Source organism: Burkholderia sp. Ap-955 (assembly GCF_011753045.1).
GTDB lineage: Bacteria > Pseudomonadota > Gammaproteobacteria > Burkholderiales > Burkholderiaceae > Burkholderia > Burkholderia lata_D.
The window spans coordinates 50,829-67,746 of sequence record NZ_VWWH01000032.1; the positions used below are offsets into that span (position 1 = coordinate 50,829).

Here is a 16,918-nt window from a genome sequence, read left to right on the forward strand (position 1 = left end):
CCAATCCAAGGGGAAGATCGTACATGGATATGCATGGCTTGATCGTATGGCTGATCATCGGCGCCATCGCCGGCTGGCTCGCGGGCGTACTCGTCAAGGGCGGCGGTTTCGGCCTGGTCGTCGACATCGTTGTCGGCATCGTGGGCGCGGTGATCGGCGGTTGGCTCGCCGGGTTGCTCGGTATCGGCTTCAGCGGGATGCTCGGTTCGATCGTCATCGCGCTCATCGGTGCCGTGATCCTGTTGCTCGTGATCCGCCAGTTCCATCGCGCAACGTGACGGGTCATTCAGCGCGCCGGACTCACGGCTGGCGTGCGGTGGAAACGACAAGAAGCGTCTCATGTCAAATGGACGAGCCCGGCGTTCGACACCGGGCTCGCCACACTTAGTGCCCCTTGTAGAGTTCGAGCAACTGGCTCTGCAAGGCCATCATTTGCTTGTCGTACTGCATTTGGATCTTCGCCATTGCTTCGTTATGCTCCATTTCCATCGCCATCATCTTTTGCTGAATGCCGATGGCCTGAGTGCGTTGCTCGGGTGTGAGCTTGTCCATCATCATCATGGTCCAGTCGCTGGTATGCGACATGTAGGTGCCGCTGCGACCAATGCCACCACCGTCTGCCTGTGCCGCACCGGCGACGAGCAGGAACGGAATGGCGCCACACAGCATGAGCTTGCGAATCGGGTTCATCCGGGTTCTCCTGTCAAGAAAGGACGTCGGGAAGCGCCCGTGTCGCATGCACGGGTTTCCTGAGCGTGTGTCATGAACTGCCAGCTGACATCAAGACCTCGTCCAATCAATCGACCAGGTGATCGAGACAAGTGCTACGACGAATCGGCTGATGAATGATGGTTCGACTGGCGAGACGTTTGTCGTCCCGTACCGGCGGATATGACACGGCTCGATGAGATTTTCGAGGTCGTGTCAACCCGCGCGCCCGGCCGTGGCGTCCATGACGGCCCACACCCGAAATGGCAAACGCCCTGCATTCGCAGGGCGCTTCAGGCCTCGGTGCATGCGTGCGCCGGCTAATCGGTCGCGGCCGGCGCAGCCCCCCGCTTTCCTTTCGTTACTTCGCCGCGTTCGCCGTCATCTTGAAGATGCCCTGCGCGTTGCCCGCATCGAAACGCAGGTCGGTCACCCAGCGGCGCGCCGCCTGGTCGAACGTGCGCTTGCGCGTGATGAACTCGTAGAACGAACCCGGCACGTTGCGCTTCACCGTGCCGCCGTCGCGCGTGCGGAATTCGCGCTCGACGGTATCCGCGCGATACGCGGTCTGGAACACGCGGCCCGAGCGCGAGCGTTCGACTTCCGGCTTCATCGGCCGGCCCTTCGCCTTCTCGTCGTCGGACAGCTTGAACACGTCGGCGACGCGGTCGGTCGCGTGATTGAACGCATTGCCTTCGGTCGCGATCCACGCCATTTCCGCCGATTCCATCAGCAGCGTCTCGTAGTCGAGTTCGTTCGGGACGTCGTGCTGGCGTGCGAACGCGCCCACGATCTCCGGCAGCAGCGCGTGCGCGGCCTCCGGCGACAGCCAGCCTTCGCGCTCGACTTCCCACAGCAGCGCGACGGCCGCCGGCGACAGCGGATCGCGCGACGTGCTCACGACGTTCGTCACGGCCTGCTGGAATTCCTTCGAGAAACGTTCCGGATGCAGTTCGCTGACGAAGAACTGCGCGATTTCGTCCGGTGCGTCTTCATGCGCATACGCGCGGCCCGTCATGCCGAGCTTGTCGAGCGGGTAACGGCCGTTCAGGCGGAAGCCCAGCGGACGCAGGATGCGCGTGAACGCGGCCTCGCCCGGCGGCAGCGCGCCGGTGTGCGGCCAGCGCACCGTGCGCAGCGCGCCGTGGTCGAAATAGACCGAGCCGCCACTTTCGACCGCGTCGGCCGTATACGCACGGCCGTTCGCCGAACGTTCGAGCAGCCCTTCGAACAGCGCCATGTTCATCGCCTGCGCGATTTCCGCGCGCGTCACGACGCCGTCTTCCCATTCTTCGAGGATGGCCGGCATGTTCAGGGTCGAGAACAGGGCGTCGGTCTTCGCCTGTCCCAGCAACTTCGTCAGCAAGCTCTCGATATTCGGATTGCGCATCAGGATTCTCGTCTCGGGGGACCGCCGGCAAACGTGCCGGCAACTCGTCGGCCGGCCGCCCCACGGGCGCCTGACCTTGCGTGGGGAGCATTATTCAAAGGGTTGCGGCCGGGCGTAAAGCGAGATTAAATTGATATGTGATGAGTTTTTGGAATTATTGGCTGTTGCCCGCCCTCGCCTTCCGCCTTGTGCCGTATGGGCCTGATCGTCAGACGAATCGAACATCATGCGTAAATTCAAGATTCCCAACATGGGCGCGCTCGTGGCTTTCGAAGCCGCCGCGCGCCACGAAAGCTTCACGCACGCGGCCAAGGAGCTGTTCCTGACCGAAAGCGCGGTATCGCGCCAGATCGCGACGCTGGAAGCGAGCCTCGGCGTGCGGCTGTTCGCCCGCGTGAAGCAGCGTGTCGTGCTGACGCGCGCCGGCAAGCTGTACGGCACGCAGGTGCGGCGCGCGCTGGAGGCGCTCGACCGCGACACGCTGTCGATCATCGCGCACGGCAGCGGCGGCGGCTACCTGGAGCTGGCGGTGCTGCCGACCTTCGCGTCGCACTGGCTGATCCCGCGCATCAAGAGCTTCTACGACCGCACGCCCGACGTGCGCGTGAACATGGGCAGCCGCACCGACCTGTTCTCGTTCGAGGACACCCACTTCGAGGCCGCGATCCACTACGGCAAGCCGACCTGGCCCGGCACGTCGTCCGACTACCTGTTCGGCGAGGAAGTCGTGCCGATCTGCTCGCCGGCGCTGCTCGACGGGCCCGTGCAAAGCGTCGAGGATCTGCTCGCCTACCCGCTGCTGCACTCGACGACGCGCCCCGGCGCATGGGCGCAGTGGTTCGAGACGCACGGCGTCGAGGACATCCGCACGATGCAGGGCGTGCGCTACGAGCTGCACACGATGCTGATCAGCGCGGCCGCGGCCGGGCTCGGCATCGCGCTCGTGCCGAAGTTCTTCGTCGAGGAACAGTTGCAGCAGCTCGGGCTGGTGGTGCCGTGCGACGCGGCGACGGTCGGCGATTCCGCGTACTACCTCGTGTATCCGACGGAACTCAGCCACAGCAAGCCGCTGGAGCTGTTTCGCGGCTGGCTGCTCGAGCAGGCGAGCGCGTATGCGGCGCCCGGTTTCGACGCGGATGGCGGCGATATGGTGGACGACGAGGACGTCGAGTAACGGCGCGGTCGCGCCAGCCTCATGGCGCGGTGGCCTCGCATGCGTATCGCGTCGGCTGGCTGGCCTTCACCACCTTCACCAGCCGCGCGTGATCGGGCTCTTCCAGCCCTGGGCACACGGTTTCCAGATCGCGGATCACGACCGTTGCACGCCCGTCGAAGCGGCATACGCCAACGGGCTGCGCGGCGGGGAGCCGCAGACTGCGCCGTGCATCGCGCTGGTTCGTGAACCGGATCACACCCGCGCGTTGCGAACGGTCCGGCAGGCGCCGCGCCGATGCGTCGTCCTCCTCGAACCACACGTCCTCCCCACTCTCTTCGTCGCCGTAATCGACTAAGTAACGGCCCGACAACGTGATCGCACGGCCGACGTACACCGAATGGCATTCGGGTTCGGCGTCGGCCGGGATCGTCTGCGCGTGCGCCGCGGCCGCGCCACAAGCCAGCCACCACACCGCGCACAGCACGCTGGCGCGGCCGATCAGGCTCGACACATCAATCGATTGGCGGATCATGGGCAGTGAGGTGCGGGTCATCGTGACGAAGACCCGCATTGTCACCCGGCGCATGCATCACGTGCATTACATGTGCCACTTCACCGTGGCGGTCAGCGTGCGCGGATCGCCGGGCATGTTGTACAGGTCCGCGTTGCCATGCGCGGCGATGAAGTAGCGGCGATTGAACAGGTTGTCGAGCGTGAGCGTCACGTCGACCTTCTTGCTGCGATAGCCGGCGCCGAGGTTGAACACGGTGAACGACGGCAGCGTGACGAGATCGCTCGCCGACGTGTAGCGCGCCGACTGGAACTGCATGCCGGCCGCCGCGTAGAAGCCGTACGGCAGCTCGCGCTTCACCCACAGGTTCGCGCTGTGGCGCGGCATCAGCCCCGGCGTGTTGCTCGACACCGCGACGCCTGCCGCGGTCGATTGCGCCGAGCCGTCGACCGTCCCGTTCAGGTACGCGTAGCCCGCATATACCGACCACTTCGGCGCGATCTCGCCGGTGAAGCCCAGCTCCATCCCGTGCACGTGCTGCGTGCCGATCGGCAATGCATAGCCGGGATTCGCCGGGTCGCCGATCTGCTGGTTGGTCTGGCGCATGTCGAACAGCGCGACGCTGGCCGTCGCCTTGCCGCCGAGGTCGAAGCGCGAGCCGACTTCATACGCGGTGGTCTTCTGCGGCGCGAGCGCGGCGCCGTTCGAGAACGCGCCGGAGCTGATCAGCGTGTCGGCCAGCGGCGAGAACGACTGGCTGAACGACCCGTACAGCGTCAGCCAGTCGAGCGGTTCGTAGATCAGGCCGACGCGCGGGCTCCACGCGTGATCGGTGCGATCGAGGTTGACGTTCGACGACGTGTAGTCGTGGCGGATCTGGTTCAGGTAGTCGAAGCGCAGCCCCGCGAGCACCTTCCAGTGCTCGGTCAGCGAAATCAGGTCCTGCGCATAGACGCCCGCGAGGCCGACGACGGTCGACGCGTTCGTCTTTGCGCGCGCGCCGGTCGGCACACCGGGCAGCACCACTTGCTGCGGATTGAACAGATCGTAGGTCGCGACCTTCGACACGCTGTAGATCGTGTCGAACTTCTGCTGCTGCGACAGTTCGAGCCCATACAGCAGTTCGTGGCGCATGCCGAACAGCGACGTCTTTTGCGTGAGCTCGAACAGGCCGTCGATGCCGTGGTCGGTGCGCTGGCGCGTCGACTGGTCGAGCGTCACGACCGGGTGCGCGGCCGTCTTGATCGGCTCGTACGTCACGTAGTTCTTGCGTTCGAGCGAGAAGTCGTACGCGCGGATCGCGCCATGGAACGACAGCGAATCGTTGAAGCGATGATCGAGCGACACCGTCGCGCTCTTCGCGGAGACGTCGTTGTACGAGCTGTTCGCCGCGTCGGCCGAGCTGTAGACCGTGTTGATCGGCACGTCGACCGGCCGGCCGAGATACGCGGGCAGCCCCTGGTCGGACGTGCGGCGGTCGTGCAGATAGTCGAATTCGACGTTCAGCACCGTGTTGCTGTCGAGCTTGAACTGCGCGGACGGCGCGATCGCCTGGCGGTTGAGCTGGAACTGATCACGGAAGCTGTTCGAGTTTTCGGCCGCGCCGGTGATCCGGAAACGCGCCGCGTCGTTCGCATTCCAGCCGAGGTCGAATTCGCCGCGCCGCTCGCCGCGTGTGCCGAGCGTCACGCCCACGTCGCGCACCGGGTTCGCCTCGGGCCGCTTCAACACGCGATTCACGATGCCGCCCGCCGAGCCGCGCCCGTACAGCACGGCCGCCGGCCCCTTAAGCACTTCGACGTGATCGACGTTCGACAGGTCGCGATAGTAGAGCGCATCGTCGCGGATGCCGTCGACGTACTGGTCCGTGATGCTGTTGAAGCCGCGGATCGTGATCTGGTCGCGCTGGCCGTCGCCGACCGAGAAGCCGACGCCCGGCACGTTGCGCAGCGCATCCTGCATCGACGTCGCGTTCTGGTCCTCGATCACCGCGTGCGGCACGACGTTCACCGTCTGCGGTACGTCCATCAGCGACATGTCGGTCTTGGTCGCCGCGCGTGAGTGGCCGCCGTCGTACGACGCATGCTCGGCGGTCGCCTTGACCGAGATCGCGGGCAAGGTCGCCGCGGCGTCGCTCGCCTGTGCGAAGGAGGCGCGTGCGCCGGCCAGCGACGTGGCGATCAGCAGCGCATGGCAAGCGCTCTTGTTGAGTTTCATCGTTGAAGTAGAGGCTGAGGGAAAACGGCGAACGGAAACGCATCCGGCCAACGCGCGAACCACGCTGTGAATCGGCGGGCGAAATCCTTTCCGTAAAAAGCAGCGACGCGCGAGGGATCGCCTCGTCGCGCTGGCGAGCCGGTGAACGGCCGGCGCGGGTCGCGGCCGGCCGGCAGGAGCGGCACGAAAGCACTCGTGACGCTCCGTCATGGCGCGTAACGGAGCGAAATATTAAACGAGAATGATTCGTGTTTTTAGTTAATTTTTAACGTGTCGCCTGCCCGCAACGTGCATGCGCATGGCGCTCTGCATTCCTGACGAATACCTTTCTGTTTCGCGCTTTAACGCGAATCATTCGTAATAAAAACGAAAGCATTCAATCGGCCGCGTCAGGCGATGAAGGGCCAGGCAATAGGCGGGATTCGGGAGACGACGACGAAAGGACTGGAGAGGATGACAAAACATCCGTCGAAGCGGACGGCGCGCATTCGAAGTCCGGTGCGCGCCGGACCGGGCAACCCCGACCCGGCGCTCCGGGCAGCCGACCTCGCATCGGCAGCGCGGCGGACCTTCTTCCGTTCTTCACTACATATGCTCTCAGGCTCACTTCATTTTTTTCTTCACCGCGCCGGGCCATTATCCGCTGAAACCAGCCCGTTTGAAACGTTTGCGAGCGCTGTTGGCGGCTTATACCAAGCATTCGGCAACAGTCTTTCTGAATGCTTACGGTGCATGCGGCGCGATTCGGCAATTCTTGCATTCACGCCGGCGTTCCTTTTTAATGGAACTGGTTCCAATTATTGAATCGGCCATGGTCATGCGTGACGTGTCGTCGTCCGCGCGTCATGATGCCAATTCAGGATCGAGGATTTCCCCGCTCAGGATTCGCATCGCCCGTCCTTCCCGGACACCCCGTCAAACGAGACCGTCATGCCCGATTCCGCCTCCCTGCAGCAGCTGTTTCCCGCCTTTCAGGACATCCCCGCCGAGTACCGGCTCACTTCGCCGATTCACCAGCGCGTGTCGCTCGTCGACGGCGAGTTGCGGCCGTGGGACGGCGCGACCAAGACCGTGCTGTCGCCCGTGTGCGTGCGCCAGGCGGACGGCAGCGTCGAGCAGGTCGAGATCGGCAGCTACCCGGTGATGGGCGAAACGGAAAGCGACGCGGCGCTCGACGCCGCGGTACGCGCGTACGACGCCGGCCGCGGTGAGTGGCCGACGATGAAGGTCGAGCAGCGCATCGCGTGCATGCAGGACTTCATCAAGCGGATGGTCGCGCAGCGTGAACTGGTGGTGAACCTGATCATGTGGGAAATCGGCAAGAGCCTCGCCGATTCGCAGAAGGAGTTCGACCGCACCGTCACGTACATGACGCAGACGATCGACGCGCTGAAGGAGCTCGACAACGCGAATTCGCGCTTCGTGATCGCCGAAGGCACGATCGGCCAGATTCGCCGCACGCCGCTCGGCGTCGTGCTGTGCATGGGCCCGTACAACTACCCGCTGAACGAAACGTTCGCGACGCTGATCCCCGCGCTGCTGATGGGCAACACCGTGGTGTTCAAGCCGCCTCAGTACGGCACGCTGCTGTTCGAGCCGCTGCTCGAAGCATTCCGCGACGCGTTCCCGAAGGGCGTGATCAATACGATCTATGCGCCGGGCGCGGTGGTCGTGCCGCACATGCTCGCGTCGGGCAAGATCAACGTGCTCGCGCTGATCGGGTCGAGCAAGGTGGCCGACCACCTGAAGAAGCAGCACCCGAAGTCGCACCGGCTGCGCGCGATCCTCGGCCTCGACGCGAAGAACGCGGCGATCGTGCTGCCCGACGCCGATCTCGACCTCACCGTGAAGGAATGCCTGCTCGGCGCGCTGTCGTTCAATGGCCAGCGTTGCACCGCGCTGAAGATGCTGCTCGTGCATCGTTCGATCGTCGACGAATTCCTGAAGCGCTTCACCGCCGCGCTCGAACAGCTGAAGATCGGCATGCCGTGGGAGAAAGGCGTCAGCATCACGCCGCTGCCGGGCATGCATCGCACGGCCTACATGACGGATGCGATCGACGACGCGAAGGCCAAGGGCGCGCAGGTCGTCAACCATTCGGGCGGCGAGTTCAGCAAGACGCTGTTCTATCCGGCCGTCGTGTACCCGGTGTCGGAAGGGATGAAGCTGTACCGCGAGGAACAGTTCGGGCCGATCATTCCGGTGGCGACGTTCGACGACGTGGACACCGCGCTCGATTACGTGACGACGTCGGATCACGGCCAGCAGGTCAGCATCTTCGGTTCCGATCCGGCGCAGATCGGCGCGCTCGTCGATCCGCTCGTGAACCAGGTGTGCCGCGTGAACATCAACTGCCAGTGCCAGCGCGGGCCCGACGTGTTCCCGTTCGCGGGCCGCAAGGATTCGGCGGAAGGCACGCTGTCGGTGAGCGACGCGCTGCGCGCATTCTCGATCCGCTCGATGGTCGCGGCGAAGCAGACCGACAGCAGCAAGCAGCTGCTCGATTCGATCGTGTCGGATCACCACTCGAAGTTCATCAATACGGGCTTTATTTTCTGAAGCGAGCCGCTCGCAACAAAGCCGCTGCACACGCCGGTGCAGCGGCTTTTTTTACGCCTGCGCGTAACCAACTACGCCCGAACCGGGAACGTCAACGCGTCGAGTTCCAGCGGCCCGCCGGTCAGCTGAACCGGGCCTTCGTCGCCGATCAGCACCGTATCGGAATGACGGAAGCCGCCGACACCCTCGATGTAGATGCCCGGTTCGATCGTCAGGCACATCCCCTTCTCGATCGGCCGGTCGTAGCCTTCGGCGAAGAACGGCGCCTCGTGCGCGGTGACGCCCATCCCGTGCCCGGTCCGGTGCAGCATCCGGTTACCCATCCCCGCGCGGCGGAAATAGTCGTTGACCTTGCGATCGACGTCGCTCAGCAGCGCGCCCGGCATCGCCGCGTCGAACGCGAGCCGCCGCCCTTCCGACATCACGTCGAATGCGCGCCGTGCCGCGTCGGGTACGTGGCCAAGGAAGAAAGTCCGCTCGACTTCCGCGCCGTAGCCGTTCATCACCGCATTGACGATCGACACGTGCGGGCCGCCCTCTTCCATCCGCATGTCGATGTTGCTGAAGTTGTGCGGATCGTGCGACACGCTGCCCGGCTGGAACACCGCGACGATCCGCGTGGCCAACGGGTTCAGCGTCGGGTCGTCGGCCAGCAGCCGCTGCATGATGAAGCCGCGAATGCGCGACGACATCTCCGCCATCCCGAGGCCCGGGCGTGCTTCGCTCAGCAGCAGGTTGTGCGCGTCGGTGGCGATCCCGCACGCATACACGTGGCGGCCGATCTCGTAGTCGGACTTGATCATCCGCACGTCGTCGATGATGTCGATGCATACACGCTCGCCCGGCGTCTGCGCATAGACCTGCAACGGACACACCGACTCGACGCCGACACGTTCGCCCGCCCCGAACAGCGCCTTGAACCGGTCGCTCCATTCGCGCCCGGCCGGCGCCGGAAATTCGAAATACGGAATCAGCTCGAGTTCGCCGATCGAGCGCGTCCGCACATGCGGCTGCTCGAGCTGCGGCACGACGAACTGCGGCGGGCCGCTGCGCGAAATGACCAGCACGAACGGCCGCTCGTGGACGATGTTCGCGAAGTTCGTCAGGTAGTAGATGTTGTCCGGCGAGAACGCCACATAGCGATCGAGGCCGGCTTCCGCCATGCGGGCGCGCACGCGGTCGAGGCGCCCCTTGAGTTCCGCCTCGCTGGGCGGCGCGAAGGTGGGTTTGAACTTCATGCGTGACTTCTCCTGTTGAGGGTGACGGGACGGCCGATCATTTCCACGCCTCCATAGAACGACATTTCATTCGTTATCCTCTATTTCAGCGATACGGGTCGAAACCGAATCCGGCTCGCTTATTCGCTCGGCATGCGTCGAAACCCGAGCAGCGCGACCAGGCTCACGACCGACATCGCGACGATGTACAGCGCCGGCGACGCCTTGTTGTGCGTGGTCGCGATCAGCCACGTGACGATCAGCGGGGAAAAACCGCCGAAGACCGTCGTCGGGATGTTGTACGACACCGCGAGCCCGGTGCTGCGCACCGCGGCCGGAAACGCGCGCGCGGCCAGCGCGGGCACCAGCCCGACGAGCACGCCCATCGGCGCGGCGGCAGCGGCCTGCATGATCAGCAGGTTGCGCAGCGAAGGGCTCGCGATGACCCACATATAGAGCGGCAGCGTGATCGCGGACAGCACGACGATCGCGGCGGCGACCATCGCGACCGGCCGGCGCCAGACGTCGCCGAGCAGGCCCGCGAGCGGCGCGATCGCGACCATCACGATGCCGGCGACCGTCGTGCTCATGAACGGCGCGGACATCGGCAACCCGAGTTGCTTCACCGCGAACGTCGGCATGTAGATCAGGACCATGTAGAACGCGGCAGTGCTGACGATCGTCACGCCGATCGCCGCGAGGAACGACGCGAGGTGCTCGCCGAACAGGCGCTTGAGCACCTGCGCGACCGGCAGCGCTTCGCCGTGCACGAACGCATCGGTTTCCGACACGCTCCTGCGGATGTAGAAGCCGACCGGGCCAATCATCAGGCCGACCACGAACGGCACGCGCCAGCCCCAGCTTTCGAGCTGATGCGGGCTGAGCGACGTCGTCAGGATCGTGCCGATCGTGCCGCCCAGCACGATGGCCAGCATCGTGCTCGACATCTGCAGGCTGACGAAGAAATGGCGTCGATGCGGCGGCGCCTTTTCCGCGAGGAACGCGACGGTGCTGCCGAACTCGCCCGACGCCGCGAAGCCCTGCACGAGCCGCGCCAGCACGAGAATCGTGGCGCCGAGCCAGCCGGCCTGCGCATACGGCGGCGCCACCGCGATCGCGGCCGTGCCGGCCAGCATCAGCCAGATCGTGACGGACATCGCCGCCTTGCGGCCGTACCGGTCGCCGTACAGCCCGAGCACGACACTGCCGAGTGGCCGCACGACGAACCCCACGCCGAAGGTCGCCGTCGCGAGCAGCAGCGACCCGACCGGCCCGGCCACCGGAAAAAACAGCTTCGCGATCACGCTGGCGAAATAGCCGTAGATCACGAAGTCGAACCATTCGAGCGCGTTGCCTGCCGCAGCCGCCGCAACGTCGCGCATCGTGCCTGCCCGTGCAGACGGCTGCGGCGCAGCCGAACGGCGATCGAGCGCGATGGCGCCCGCCGGATTCACTACATCCTCTTTCATCGTTTGTCTCCTCCCCCTGCTGGCTGCAGTGGTTTCGTGCTCATGTTCGATGCGCACCGTTACCGCGTCCAACGGATTTCCGGAATATGATCATCACCAACGTGAATAACGGTGCGAGCGCGACGCTCGACTTCGTCGCGGCGCCGGCCGGCTCTCCGCAAGGGCAAACGCGACCTTGCGCGAACGACCCGCGGCCCGGACACTCGCCGTCACGATGTTCCGGCTCCCGACGCCACGCGCGGGATGCCGGCACCCGAATGGGAGATGTGCGATGAAGGATGTGTTCCGTCAGCTCGACCTCAACCTGCTGCGCGTGTTCGCGGCATTGATGGCCGAAGGCAACGTCACGCGCGCCGCCGAACGGCTGGCGCTTTCACAGTCGGCGGTCAGCAATGCGCTGCGCAGGCTGCGCGAATCACTCGGCGACGTGCTGTTCGAGAAGACCGTCACGGGTGTGCGGCCGACCGCGCGGGCACGCGAGCTGTGGTCGGCGGTCCAGCCGCACTTCGACGCATTGAAGCAGGCGATCTCGCCGGACCAGTTCGACCCGCAAGCGCATCGGGGCACCTTCACGATCGCGATGTCGGACTACTCGGTCGAGCGCATCATGCCGCGCCTCGCGCAGTACATGGGCACGCATGCGCCATCGATGCGGATCGAGCTCACGCCGTTCAGCGTCGCCGACTTGCCGGCCATGTTCGACCGCGGCGGCGTCGACCTCGCGATCGGCGGCTACCTGAACGACTCGAGCCCGAGCAGCGGTGTGCGCACGCACGAGATGTGGCCGATCCACTGGAGTTGCCTGATGCGCAAGGATCACCCGCTCGCGAAGGGGCCGCTCACGCTGAAGCGCTTTCTCGCCGCGCGGCATCTCGACGTCGGGTTTTCCGGCATGCGGGTGCCGGTGTACGACAGCCTGCTTTCCGCGCACGGCCTGCAGCGCAATCTCGTCCTCACGCTGAATGCGTACTCGCCCGCACTGGCGATCATCCGGGAGTCGGATTTCATCGGCGTGCTGCCGACCACGCTGCTCGATTTGTCGATCCACGAAAAGGAACTGGTGTCGCGGCAACCGCCGGTGCGCATGCCCGCGCGGCCTTACTGCGTGATCTGGCATCAGCGCTGGGACAGCCATCCCGCGCACCGCTGGCTCCGGCAGACGATCGTGTCGCTGTTCACGCGTCCGGCGGAGCAGCCGGGTAACGCCACCCGCTCGACGGCCCGGCGCGCCGCCCGCTAGATATGCGGGCGTGCCGCGTCAGACGTTCGACACCAGCAGCCGGATCCCCGCCACGCCGAACACGACGGCGAGACACGCTTCCATCGCGCGCCGGCCGCGCACGTACAGCCGGCGCGCGCCGTCCATCGAGAACACGAGCGCATAGCCGCCGAACACCAGGCACCCGATCACGATGCAGCCCGGCACGACGGCGCCGTGCGACGCACCCGCGCCGTTCGACGACAGCGCGACGATCGACACCCACACGAGGATCGCTTTCGGATTGGTCAGATGCAGCATCGCGCCGCGTACAAAGAAGCGCGACAGCCGCTGCTCGCCCGCTGCGTTCAGCGATGCCGCCGCCTTGCCCGACCACGCCGTGCGCCCCGACTTGAACGCGAGCCACAGCAGGTACAGCCCGCCGAAGAGCTTGATCGCGACCAGCAGCTTCGACCACGCGAGCAGCGCGGCCGACACGCCGAGCGCCGCCACCGTCGCCCAGAACATCGACCCCGAAATGACGCCGAGCGCGAACGCGAGCGCCGCCTTGCGGCCCTGGTTCGCGGCGACCGACATGATCGCGAGGTTGCTCGGCCCGGGGCTGGCCGTCCCGATGAAATAAGCCGTGTAGGCCAGCAGCAGGTTGGCCGAGAAAAAGGCGTGGACGCTCATGTCGAACCTCGCAGGGATGATCAGGGGATTGTTGGCAAACGCGCGCCGTCTGCCCATGGACAATTGCTCGACAATTCGCTGGGCCAGTTGGACGGGGCGCGCAACCGGATCGCCATCGGCAAAATCCGTCTCGGATTTGAAACATCCGTCACATTCGCCGGTGGCTTTCGCCGAGCATGGCGGACATCCCGTCCCCCCGCTGCCGGCGGGCCGAACGCTTGACCGGCGCAGGCGGCACGCGCAGGCCGGCCCGTTTCGTCAGACTGCCGGGGAACGCGCCGCGCAATTTCTCCCGGCGTTACGTTACATCCATGAAGCATTTCGCCTCGGCGAGCCGTTCCGCGCACTCGATATGCATCGCGCCGCGCCGGTAGACCGCCTCCTCGGTCCCTTCCCCCACCCAGTACCGGCGGGACTCGCCGCCCTCGTCGCATCGCCGCTCAACAATACTCAACAATCGTCTTGCGCCGCTGGTACGAAACCTGCATCCCGTTCGGGTAACCACCGCGCCGATCACCGCGCGGACACGAACCCACCGTCGGGCGCATCCAGCGGATACACCCGAACGATCCGAGCAAGTGACGAGGCCCTTCATGGATGCGCTGCCCAATTCGTCCGACACGTCGTTCCAGCTCTTTCTCGCGAAGCTGCTCGAACAGCCGTTGCCCGACTGGACCGAAAAACAGCAGATGGAACTCGAGATGGCACGCTCGTTGTCCACCGAAATGGTTCACCTCGCCGAGGACATGCGCGGCCGCACGCCCGATCTCGCGCGCTGCCTCGTGCTGCTCCGCTACGCGAAAGTGCTCGACTTCATGCTGACGTCGCTCGCCGCGCACCGCGACATTCATCCGCAGACGCTGCGCACGCTGTTCCGGCTCGCGAACCTGAAAGTCGACGATGCGTATCCGGCCTGAGCCGGCGCCATGCATCGGCTGCCGCGGGCGTCACGCACGGCCACGGCGGCCCTTCCCGATTCGCGGCACGTGCATGCCCGATGACCTCGCCGCATGATCCCCGGGAACCCGTTCGGTTCCGAATAGCCGCCCGCGTGCTTTCGTTTGCTTCCGGCAGTTCGCCGGGCTGATGCCGCGCATCAGCGTGGCGGACGGCCCCGCCCCGCAAACGGAGGTACAATCGCGCGCCATGAACGCACTTCGCCGCTTCCTGCTCCGGCAAGGCGTCGCGCGACAGCTTCTGTGGGGGTTCCTCCTCGTGACGCTGCTGTCCCGCGCGCTGATGTCGGGCGCCGTGATGCTCGATCCGGACGGTCCGGATACGGGCTCGGTGGTGCTGTGTTCGGGCCGCGGCCCGCTGATCGTCAACGTGGCCGCACTCGCCGCCCGTTTCGATGCCGGCGCGCCGATCACACCGGCCAACGACGCGCTCGCGCTCGCCGATGCGCTCAAGCATGACGGGCATGCCGACAACACGGCGTCGCCCGGCAGCGGCGACAGCCTGTGCGCATTCGGCGCCGCGCTGTTCACCGCGTTGGCGTCGTTCGTGCTGCTGGTGCTGCTGTTTCCCGCCGCCGCGCCACGGCGTTTCCGGATTCACTTCGACCGTATTCCCGTCGTGCGATCGATCTTCGACGATCGCCCACCCTCCCGCGCCCCTCCCCTGTCCTGCTGACGGTTCCGCCCCGCGGCTCGTGCACGTCAACGTGCGCGGGCCCGCATGCCGTTCGTCTCACATGACCTGATTCAAGCGTTCACCCGCCTGCCCGCCTTGCGCGGGCGACGCCGTCCTGCGCCTCTTCCGCGCATGGCGCCGCGCCGCCCGTTTCATCGATGCGCGCCGGCGGGCGCAACGCGCGTTGACGTCCGCCGGCCCGTGCCGGTGCGGCCGCTCAACGAACACGAGGAGCTGACACCATGTCGACCACCGTCGAACGGGCGATCTCGCCCGCCCAATCCGCCCACGCCGGCTACCGGACGCTGTGGCGCTGGCACTTCTATGCCGGCCTGTTCGTCATGCCGTTCCTGGTGGTCCTCGCGATCACCGGAACGCTCTATTGCTTCCAGCCGCAGATCGAGCCGCTGCTGTATCCGCACCGGCTCGTCGTCGAGCCGCGCGCCACGCCGCGGCTCGATTCCGATACGCTGCTCGCGCGCGCGCGCACCGCGATGCCGGCCGGCGCGACGCCGGTGTCCGTCCAGGTCTCGACCGCGCCGGACCGCAGCGCCGAATACGTGTTCCGGCTACGCGACGGCAGCCGCGAGAGCGTGTACGTGAACCCATACGACGGCAGCGTGCTCGGCACACTGAGCGTCGAGAACCGCTTCATGCAGATCGACCGGATGCTGCATCGCAAGCTGCTGCTCGGCAAGACGGGCGAGTTGCTGATGGAGCTCGCCGCGTGCTGGACCTTCGTGATGATTGGCACCGGCATCGCGCTGTGGTGGCCGCGCGGCACGGCGCGCGTCGGGCGGGCACTGCGCCCCGACCTGTCGCTGCGCGGCCGGCCGCTGTGGAAAAACCTCCACGCAACGGCCGGCATCTGGCTCGCGGCCGGCACGGTCGCGTTCATCCTGACAGGGCTGCCGTGGTCGGGCTCGTGGGGCAAGAACTTCAAGGCGCTAGCCGCGACCGTGAACCTCGGCGCGCCGGAAGGCGCATGGGGCGGCGGGTCGGTACGCTCGACGCGCCCGGGTGCCGCCGCGGCGCCCGCGCCAGCCGAGGCTGCCGCACCCGCACCGTCCGGCCATCACCACGAATCCGGCGAGTCGATGCCGGGGATGGTGATGGACGACCTGCCGTTGCCGCAAACGCCGTGGGCGGTCGGCAACGTGCCCGTCCCGCATTCGCCGTCGGCGCCGACGCCGGCACCGCTGCCGCTGGCCCGCGCGATCGCGATCGTCGCCGGCCTCGGCGTGACGAGCGGCTACACGCTCGCGCTGCCGTCCGGCGCGGACGGCGTGTTCACCGCGTCGTATTTCCCGGACGACCCGAAAGCCGAGCGGACGATCTACCTCGACCAATACAGCGGGGCCGTGCTGAAGGACATCCGCTATGACGACTACGGCGCGGTATCGCGCGCCGTGTCGTACGGCACGTCGCTGCACATGGGCCGCTATTTCGGGCTCGCGAACCAGATCGTCTGCGCGGTGCTGTCGCTCGGTCTGGCCGCGATGGCCGTCACGGGCACCGTGATGTGGTGGAAGCGCCGTCCTGCGGCCAAGTTGGGGGCGCCGTCGCGCGAACGCGGCGCGCCGCCGATGCGCGGCTGGATCGCGGGGCTCGTGCTGCTCGGCGTCGTCTTCCCGCTGATGGGCGCGACGATCGTCGCGGTCTGGTTGATCGACCGTCTGCTGTTCGGCCGTGCGGCACGCGCAGCGGCCTGATTCATCGCGCGCCGGCATACGCGGCGCGACGACGCGACAAGCCCGGGCCACCGCGTGGCTCGGGCTGTTCGCGCTCGTGCTCGCGCTCGTCGCGCCGATGATCTCGCAACTGCGCGCTGCCGCGCCCGATGACGGCCTGCCGGCCGCGCCGATCTGCTCGGCCACCGGCAACACACTCATGGCGCACGCGGCATCGCATGCGCCGTCCGATTCGCTGGCCGATTCCCCATCCGACAGGCATTTCGACCGCTGCGGCTATTGCGGCCTGCTCGCCGGCCATCCGCCGCTGCAGTACGCGGTGTTCCTGTCCGCCTCCCCGGCCGTGCGGCATGCGCCGCCCGCGCCGCTGATCCCCTCTGCCCGCCACCCGGCGAAGCGCTACGCGCTCGCCGCGCGCGGGCCGCCTTCCGCCCGCGCCTGACGCCCCTCGCGACCGCGCCGCCGCATACCGCGCGG

At 66.4% G+C, this 16,918-nt stretch carries 16 protein-coding genes; 9 read left to right on the plus strand and 7 right to left on the minus strand.

The genetic code is table 11. From position 1 onward, the window contains the following. Positions 1 to 23: 23 nt before the first annotated feature. Positions 24 to 278, plus strand: a complete 255-nt coding sequence (locus F3J15_RS18660) for a GlsB/YeaQ/YmgE family stress response membrane protein (protein ID WP_205190863.1) — start codon at positions 24 to 26, stop codon at positions 276 to 278. 106 nt (positions 279 to 384) lie between these two features. Here F3J15_RS18660 and F3J15_RS18665 read toward each other — a convergent pair whose 3' ends face one another. Together F3J15_RS18665 and F3J15_RS18670 are read right to left on the minus strand one after the other, a co-directional pair. Beyond that, on the minus strand, positions 385 to 690 hold the full coding sequence (locus F3J15_RS18665) for a hypothetical protein (RefSeq protein WP_166893314.1): 306 nt from the start codon (positions 688 to 690) through the stop codon (positions 385 to 387). Positions 691 to 1,069: 379 nt separating this feature from the next. Further along, positions 1,070 to 2,098 (minus strand): DUF1338 domain-containing protein, encoded by a 1,029-nt coding sequence (locus F3J15_RS18670; RefSeq protein ID WP_166893316.1) that lies wholly within the window; start codon positions 2,096 to 2,098, stop codon positions 1,070 to 1,072. A gap of 226 nt (positions 2,099 to 2,324) precedes the next feature. Here F3J15_RS18670 and F3J15_RS18675 point away from each other — a divergent pair, with 226 nt between their 5' ends. Continuing rightward, a complete protein-coding gene (locus F3J15_RS18675; RefSeq protein ID WP_166893318.1) occupies positions 2,325 to 3,272 on the plus strand; it encodes a LysR family transcriptional regulator in 948 nt (315 codons plus the stop codon). A gap of 19 nt (positions 3,273 to 3,291) precedes the next feature. Here F3J15_RS18675 and F3J15_RS18680 read toward each other — a convergent pair whose 3' ends face one another. Beyond that, the gene (locus F3J15_RS18680; protein WP_240158858.1) at positions 3,292 to 3,825 is read right to left on the minus strand and encodes a hypothetical protein; all 534 of its coding nucleotides are present in this window, start codon (positions 3,823 to 3,825) and stop codon (positions 3,292 to 3,294) included. A 27-nt stretch (positions 3,826 to 3,852) separates the two neighbouring features. Continuing rightward, positions 3,853 to 5,982 carry a TonB-dependent siderophore receptor gene (locus tag F3J15_RS18685; RefSeq protein WP_166893321.1) on the minus strand — a complete coding sequence of 710 codons (2,130 nt, stop codon included), beginning with the start codon at positions 5,980 to 5,982 and terminating at the stop codon, positions 3,853 to 3,855. A 453-nt stretch (positions 5,983 to 6,435) separates the two neighbouring features. On the opposite strand from F3J15_RS18685, the gene F3J15_RS37795 reads away from it, so the two are divergent. Further along, a complete protein-coding gene (locus tag F3J15_RS37795; protein WP_240158856.1) occupies positions 6,436 to 6,786 on the plus strand; it encodes a hypothetical protein in 351 nt (116 codons plus the stop codon). A gap of 126 nt (positions 6,787 to 6,912) precedes the next feature. After that, entirely contained in the window at positions 6,913 to 8,541 is a 1,629-nt protein-coding gene (locus tag F3J15_RS18695) for an NADP-dependent glyceraldehyde-3-phosphate dehydrogenase (protein WP_069250736.1), read from the plus strand. Positions 8,542 to 8,612: 71 nt separating this feature from the next. Here F3J15_RS18695 and F3J15_RS18700 read toward each other — a convergent pair whose 3' ends face one another. Both F3J15_RS18700 and F3J15_RS18705 read right to left on the minus strand, forming a co-directional pair. Further along, positions 8,613 to 9,779, minus strand: a complete 1,167-nt coding sequence (locus F3J15_RS18700) for a Xaa-Pro peptidase family protein (protein ID WP_166893323.1) — start codon at positions 9,777 to 9,779, stop codon at positions 8,613 to 8,615. A 119-nt stretch (positions 9,780 to 9,898) separates the two neighbouring features. Then, positions 9,899 to 11,227, minus strand: a complete 1,329-nt coding sequence (locus F3J15_RS18705; protein WP_166893325.1) for an MFS transporter — start codon at positions 11,225 to 11,227, stop codon at positions 9,899 to 9,901. A 271-nt stretch (positions 11,228 to 11,498) separates the two neighbouring features. Between F3J15_RS18705 and F3J15_RS18710 the strand changes: the two genes are divergently transcribed. Further along, positions 11,499 to 12,467: a LysR family transcriptional regulator gene (locus F3J15_RS18710; RefSeq protein ID WP_069250732.1), complete on the plus strand. Its 969-nt coding sequence runs from the start codon at positions 11,499 to 11,501 to the stop codon at positions 12,465 to 12,467. Positions 12,468 to 12,485: 18 nt separating this feature from the next. Here the strand turns inward: F3J15_RS18710 and F3J15_RS18715 are convergent, their stop codons facing one another. Then, positions 12,486 to 13,118 (minus strand): LysE family translocator, encoded by a 633-nt coding sequence (locus F3J15_RS18715; protein WP_166893327.1) that lies wholly within the window; start codon positions 13,116 to 13,118, stop codon positions 12,486 to 12,488. Between the two features lie 593 nt (positions 13,119 to 13,711). Here F3J15_RS18715 and F3J15_RS18720 point away from each other — a divergent pair. The 4 genes from F3J15_RS18720 (at position 13,712) to F3J15_RS18735 (ending at position 16,883) form a co-directional block, all read left to right on the plus strand. Then, complete coding sequence (locus tag F3J15_RS18720) at positions 13,712 to 14,035, plus strand: hypothetical protein (RefSeq protein WP_021162626.1); 324 nt, start codon at positions 13,712 to 13,714, stop codon at positions 14,033 to 14,035. A 229-nt stretch (positions 14,036 to 14,264) separates the two neighbouring features. After that, a complete protein-coding gene (locus tag F3J15_RS18725; protein WP_166893329.1) occupies positions 14,265 to 14,750 on the plus strand; it encodes a hypothetical protein in 486 nt (161 codons plus the stop codon). 242 nt (positions 14,751 to 14,992) lie between these two features. Further along, on the plus strand, positions 14,993 to 16,462 hold the full coding sequence (locus tag F3J15_RS18730) for a PepSY domain-containing protein (RefSeq protein ID WP_166893332.1): 1,470 nt from the start codon (positions 14,993 to 14,995) through the stop codon (positions 16,460 to 16,462). After that, positions 16,440 to 16,883, plus strand: coding sequence for a DUF2946 domain-containing protein (locus F3J15_RS18735; protein ID WP_166893334.1), 444 nt, complete (start codon positions 16,440 to 16,442; stop codon positions 16,881 to 16,883). The genes F3J15_RS18730 and F3J15_RS18735 overlap by 23 nt, the downstream gene beginning before the upstream one ends. Positions 16,884 to 16,918: the final 35 nt, after the last annotated feature.

What these genes read in the sequence shown, in the direction of transcription:
- F3J15_RS18660 (WP_205190863.1), top strand. Translation starts at nt 24, where the DNA reads ATGGATATGCATGGCTTGATCGTATGGCTGATCATCGGCGCCATCGCC.
- F3J15_RS18665 (WP_166893314.1), bottom strand. Translation starts at nt 690, where the DNA reads ATGAACCCGATTCGCAAGCTCATGCTGTGTGGCGCCATTCCGTTCCTG.
- F3J15_RS18670 (WP_166893316.1), bottom strand. Translation starts at nt 2,098, where the DNA reads ATGCGCAATCCGAATATCGAGAGCTTGCTGACGAAGTTGCTGGGACAG.
- F3J15_RS18675 (WP_166893318.1), top strand. Translation starts at nt 2,325, where the DNA reads ATGCGTAAATTCAAGATTCCCAACATGGGCGCGCTCGTGGCTTTCGAA.
- F3J15_RS18680 (WP_240158858.1), bottom strand. Translation starts at nt 3,825, where the DNA reads ATGCGGGTCTTCGTCACGATGACCCGCACCTCACTGCCCATGATCCGC.
- F3J15_RS18685 (WP_166893321.1), bottom strand. Translation starts at nt 5,982, where the DNA reads ATGAAACTCAACAAGAGCGCTTGCCATGCGCTGCTGATCGCCACGTCG.
- F3J15_RS37795 (WP_240158856.1), top strand. Translation starts at nt 6,436, where the DNA reads ATGACAAAACATCCGTCGAAGCGGACGGCGCGCATTCGAAGTCCGGTG.
- F3J15_RS18695 (WP_069250736.1), top strand. Translation starts at nt 6,913, where the DNA reads ATGCCCGATTCCGCCTCCCTGCAGCAGCTGTTTCCCGCCTTTCAGGAC.
- F3J15_RS18700 (WP_166893323.1), bottom strand. Translation starts at nt 9,779, where the DNA reads ATGAAGTTCAAACCCACCTTCGCGCCGCCCAGCGAGGCGGAACTCAAG.
- F3J15_RS18705 (WP_166893325.1), bottom strand. Translation starts at nt 11,227, where the DNA reads ATGAAAGAGGATGTAGTGAATCCGGCGGGCGCCATCGCGCTCGATCGC.
- F3J15_RS18710 (WP_069250732.1), top strand. Translation starts at nt 11,499, where the DNA reads ATGAAGGATGTGTTCCGTCAGCTCGACCTCAACCTGCTGCGCGTGTTC.
- F3J15_RS18715 (WP_166893327.1), bottom strand. Translation starts at nt 13,118, where the DNA reads ATGAGCGTCCACGCCTTTTTCTCGGCCAACCTGCTGCTGGCCTACACG.
- F3J15_RS18720 (WP_021162626.1), top strand. Translation starts at nt 13,712, where the DNA reads ATGGATGCGCTGCCCAATTCGTCCGACACGTCGTTCCAGCTCTTTCTC.
- F3J15_RS18725 (WP_166893329.1), top strand. Translation starts at nt 14,265, where the DNA reads ATGAACGCACTTCGCCGCTTCCTGCTCCGGCAAGGCGTCGCGCGACAG.
- F3J15_RS18730 (WP_166893332.1), top strand. Translation starts at nt 14,993, where the DNA reads ATGTCGACCACCGTCGAACGGGCGATCTCGCCCGCCCAATCCGCCCAC.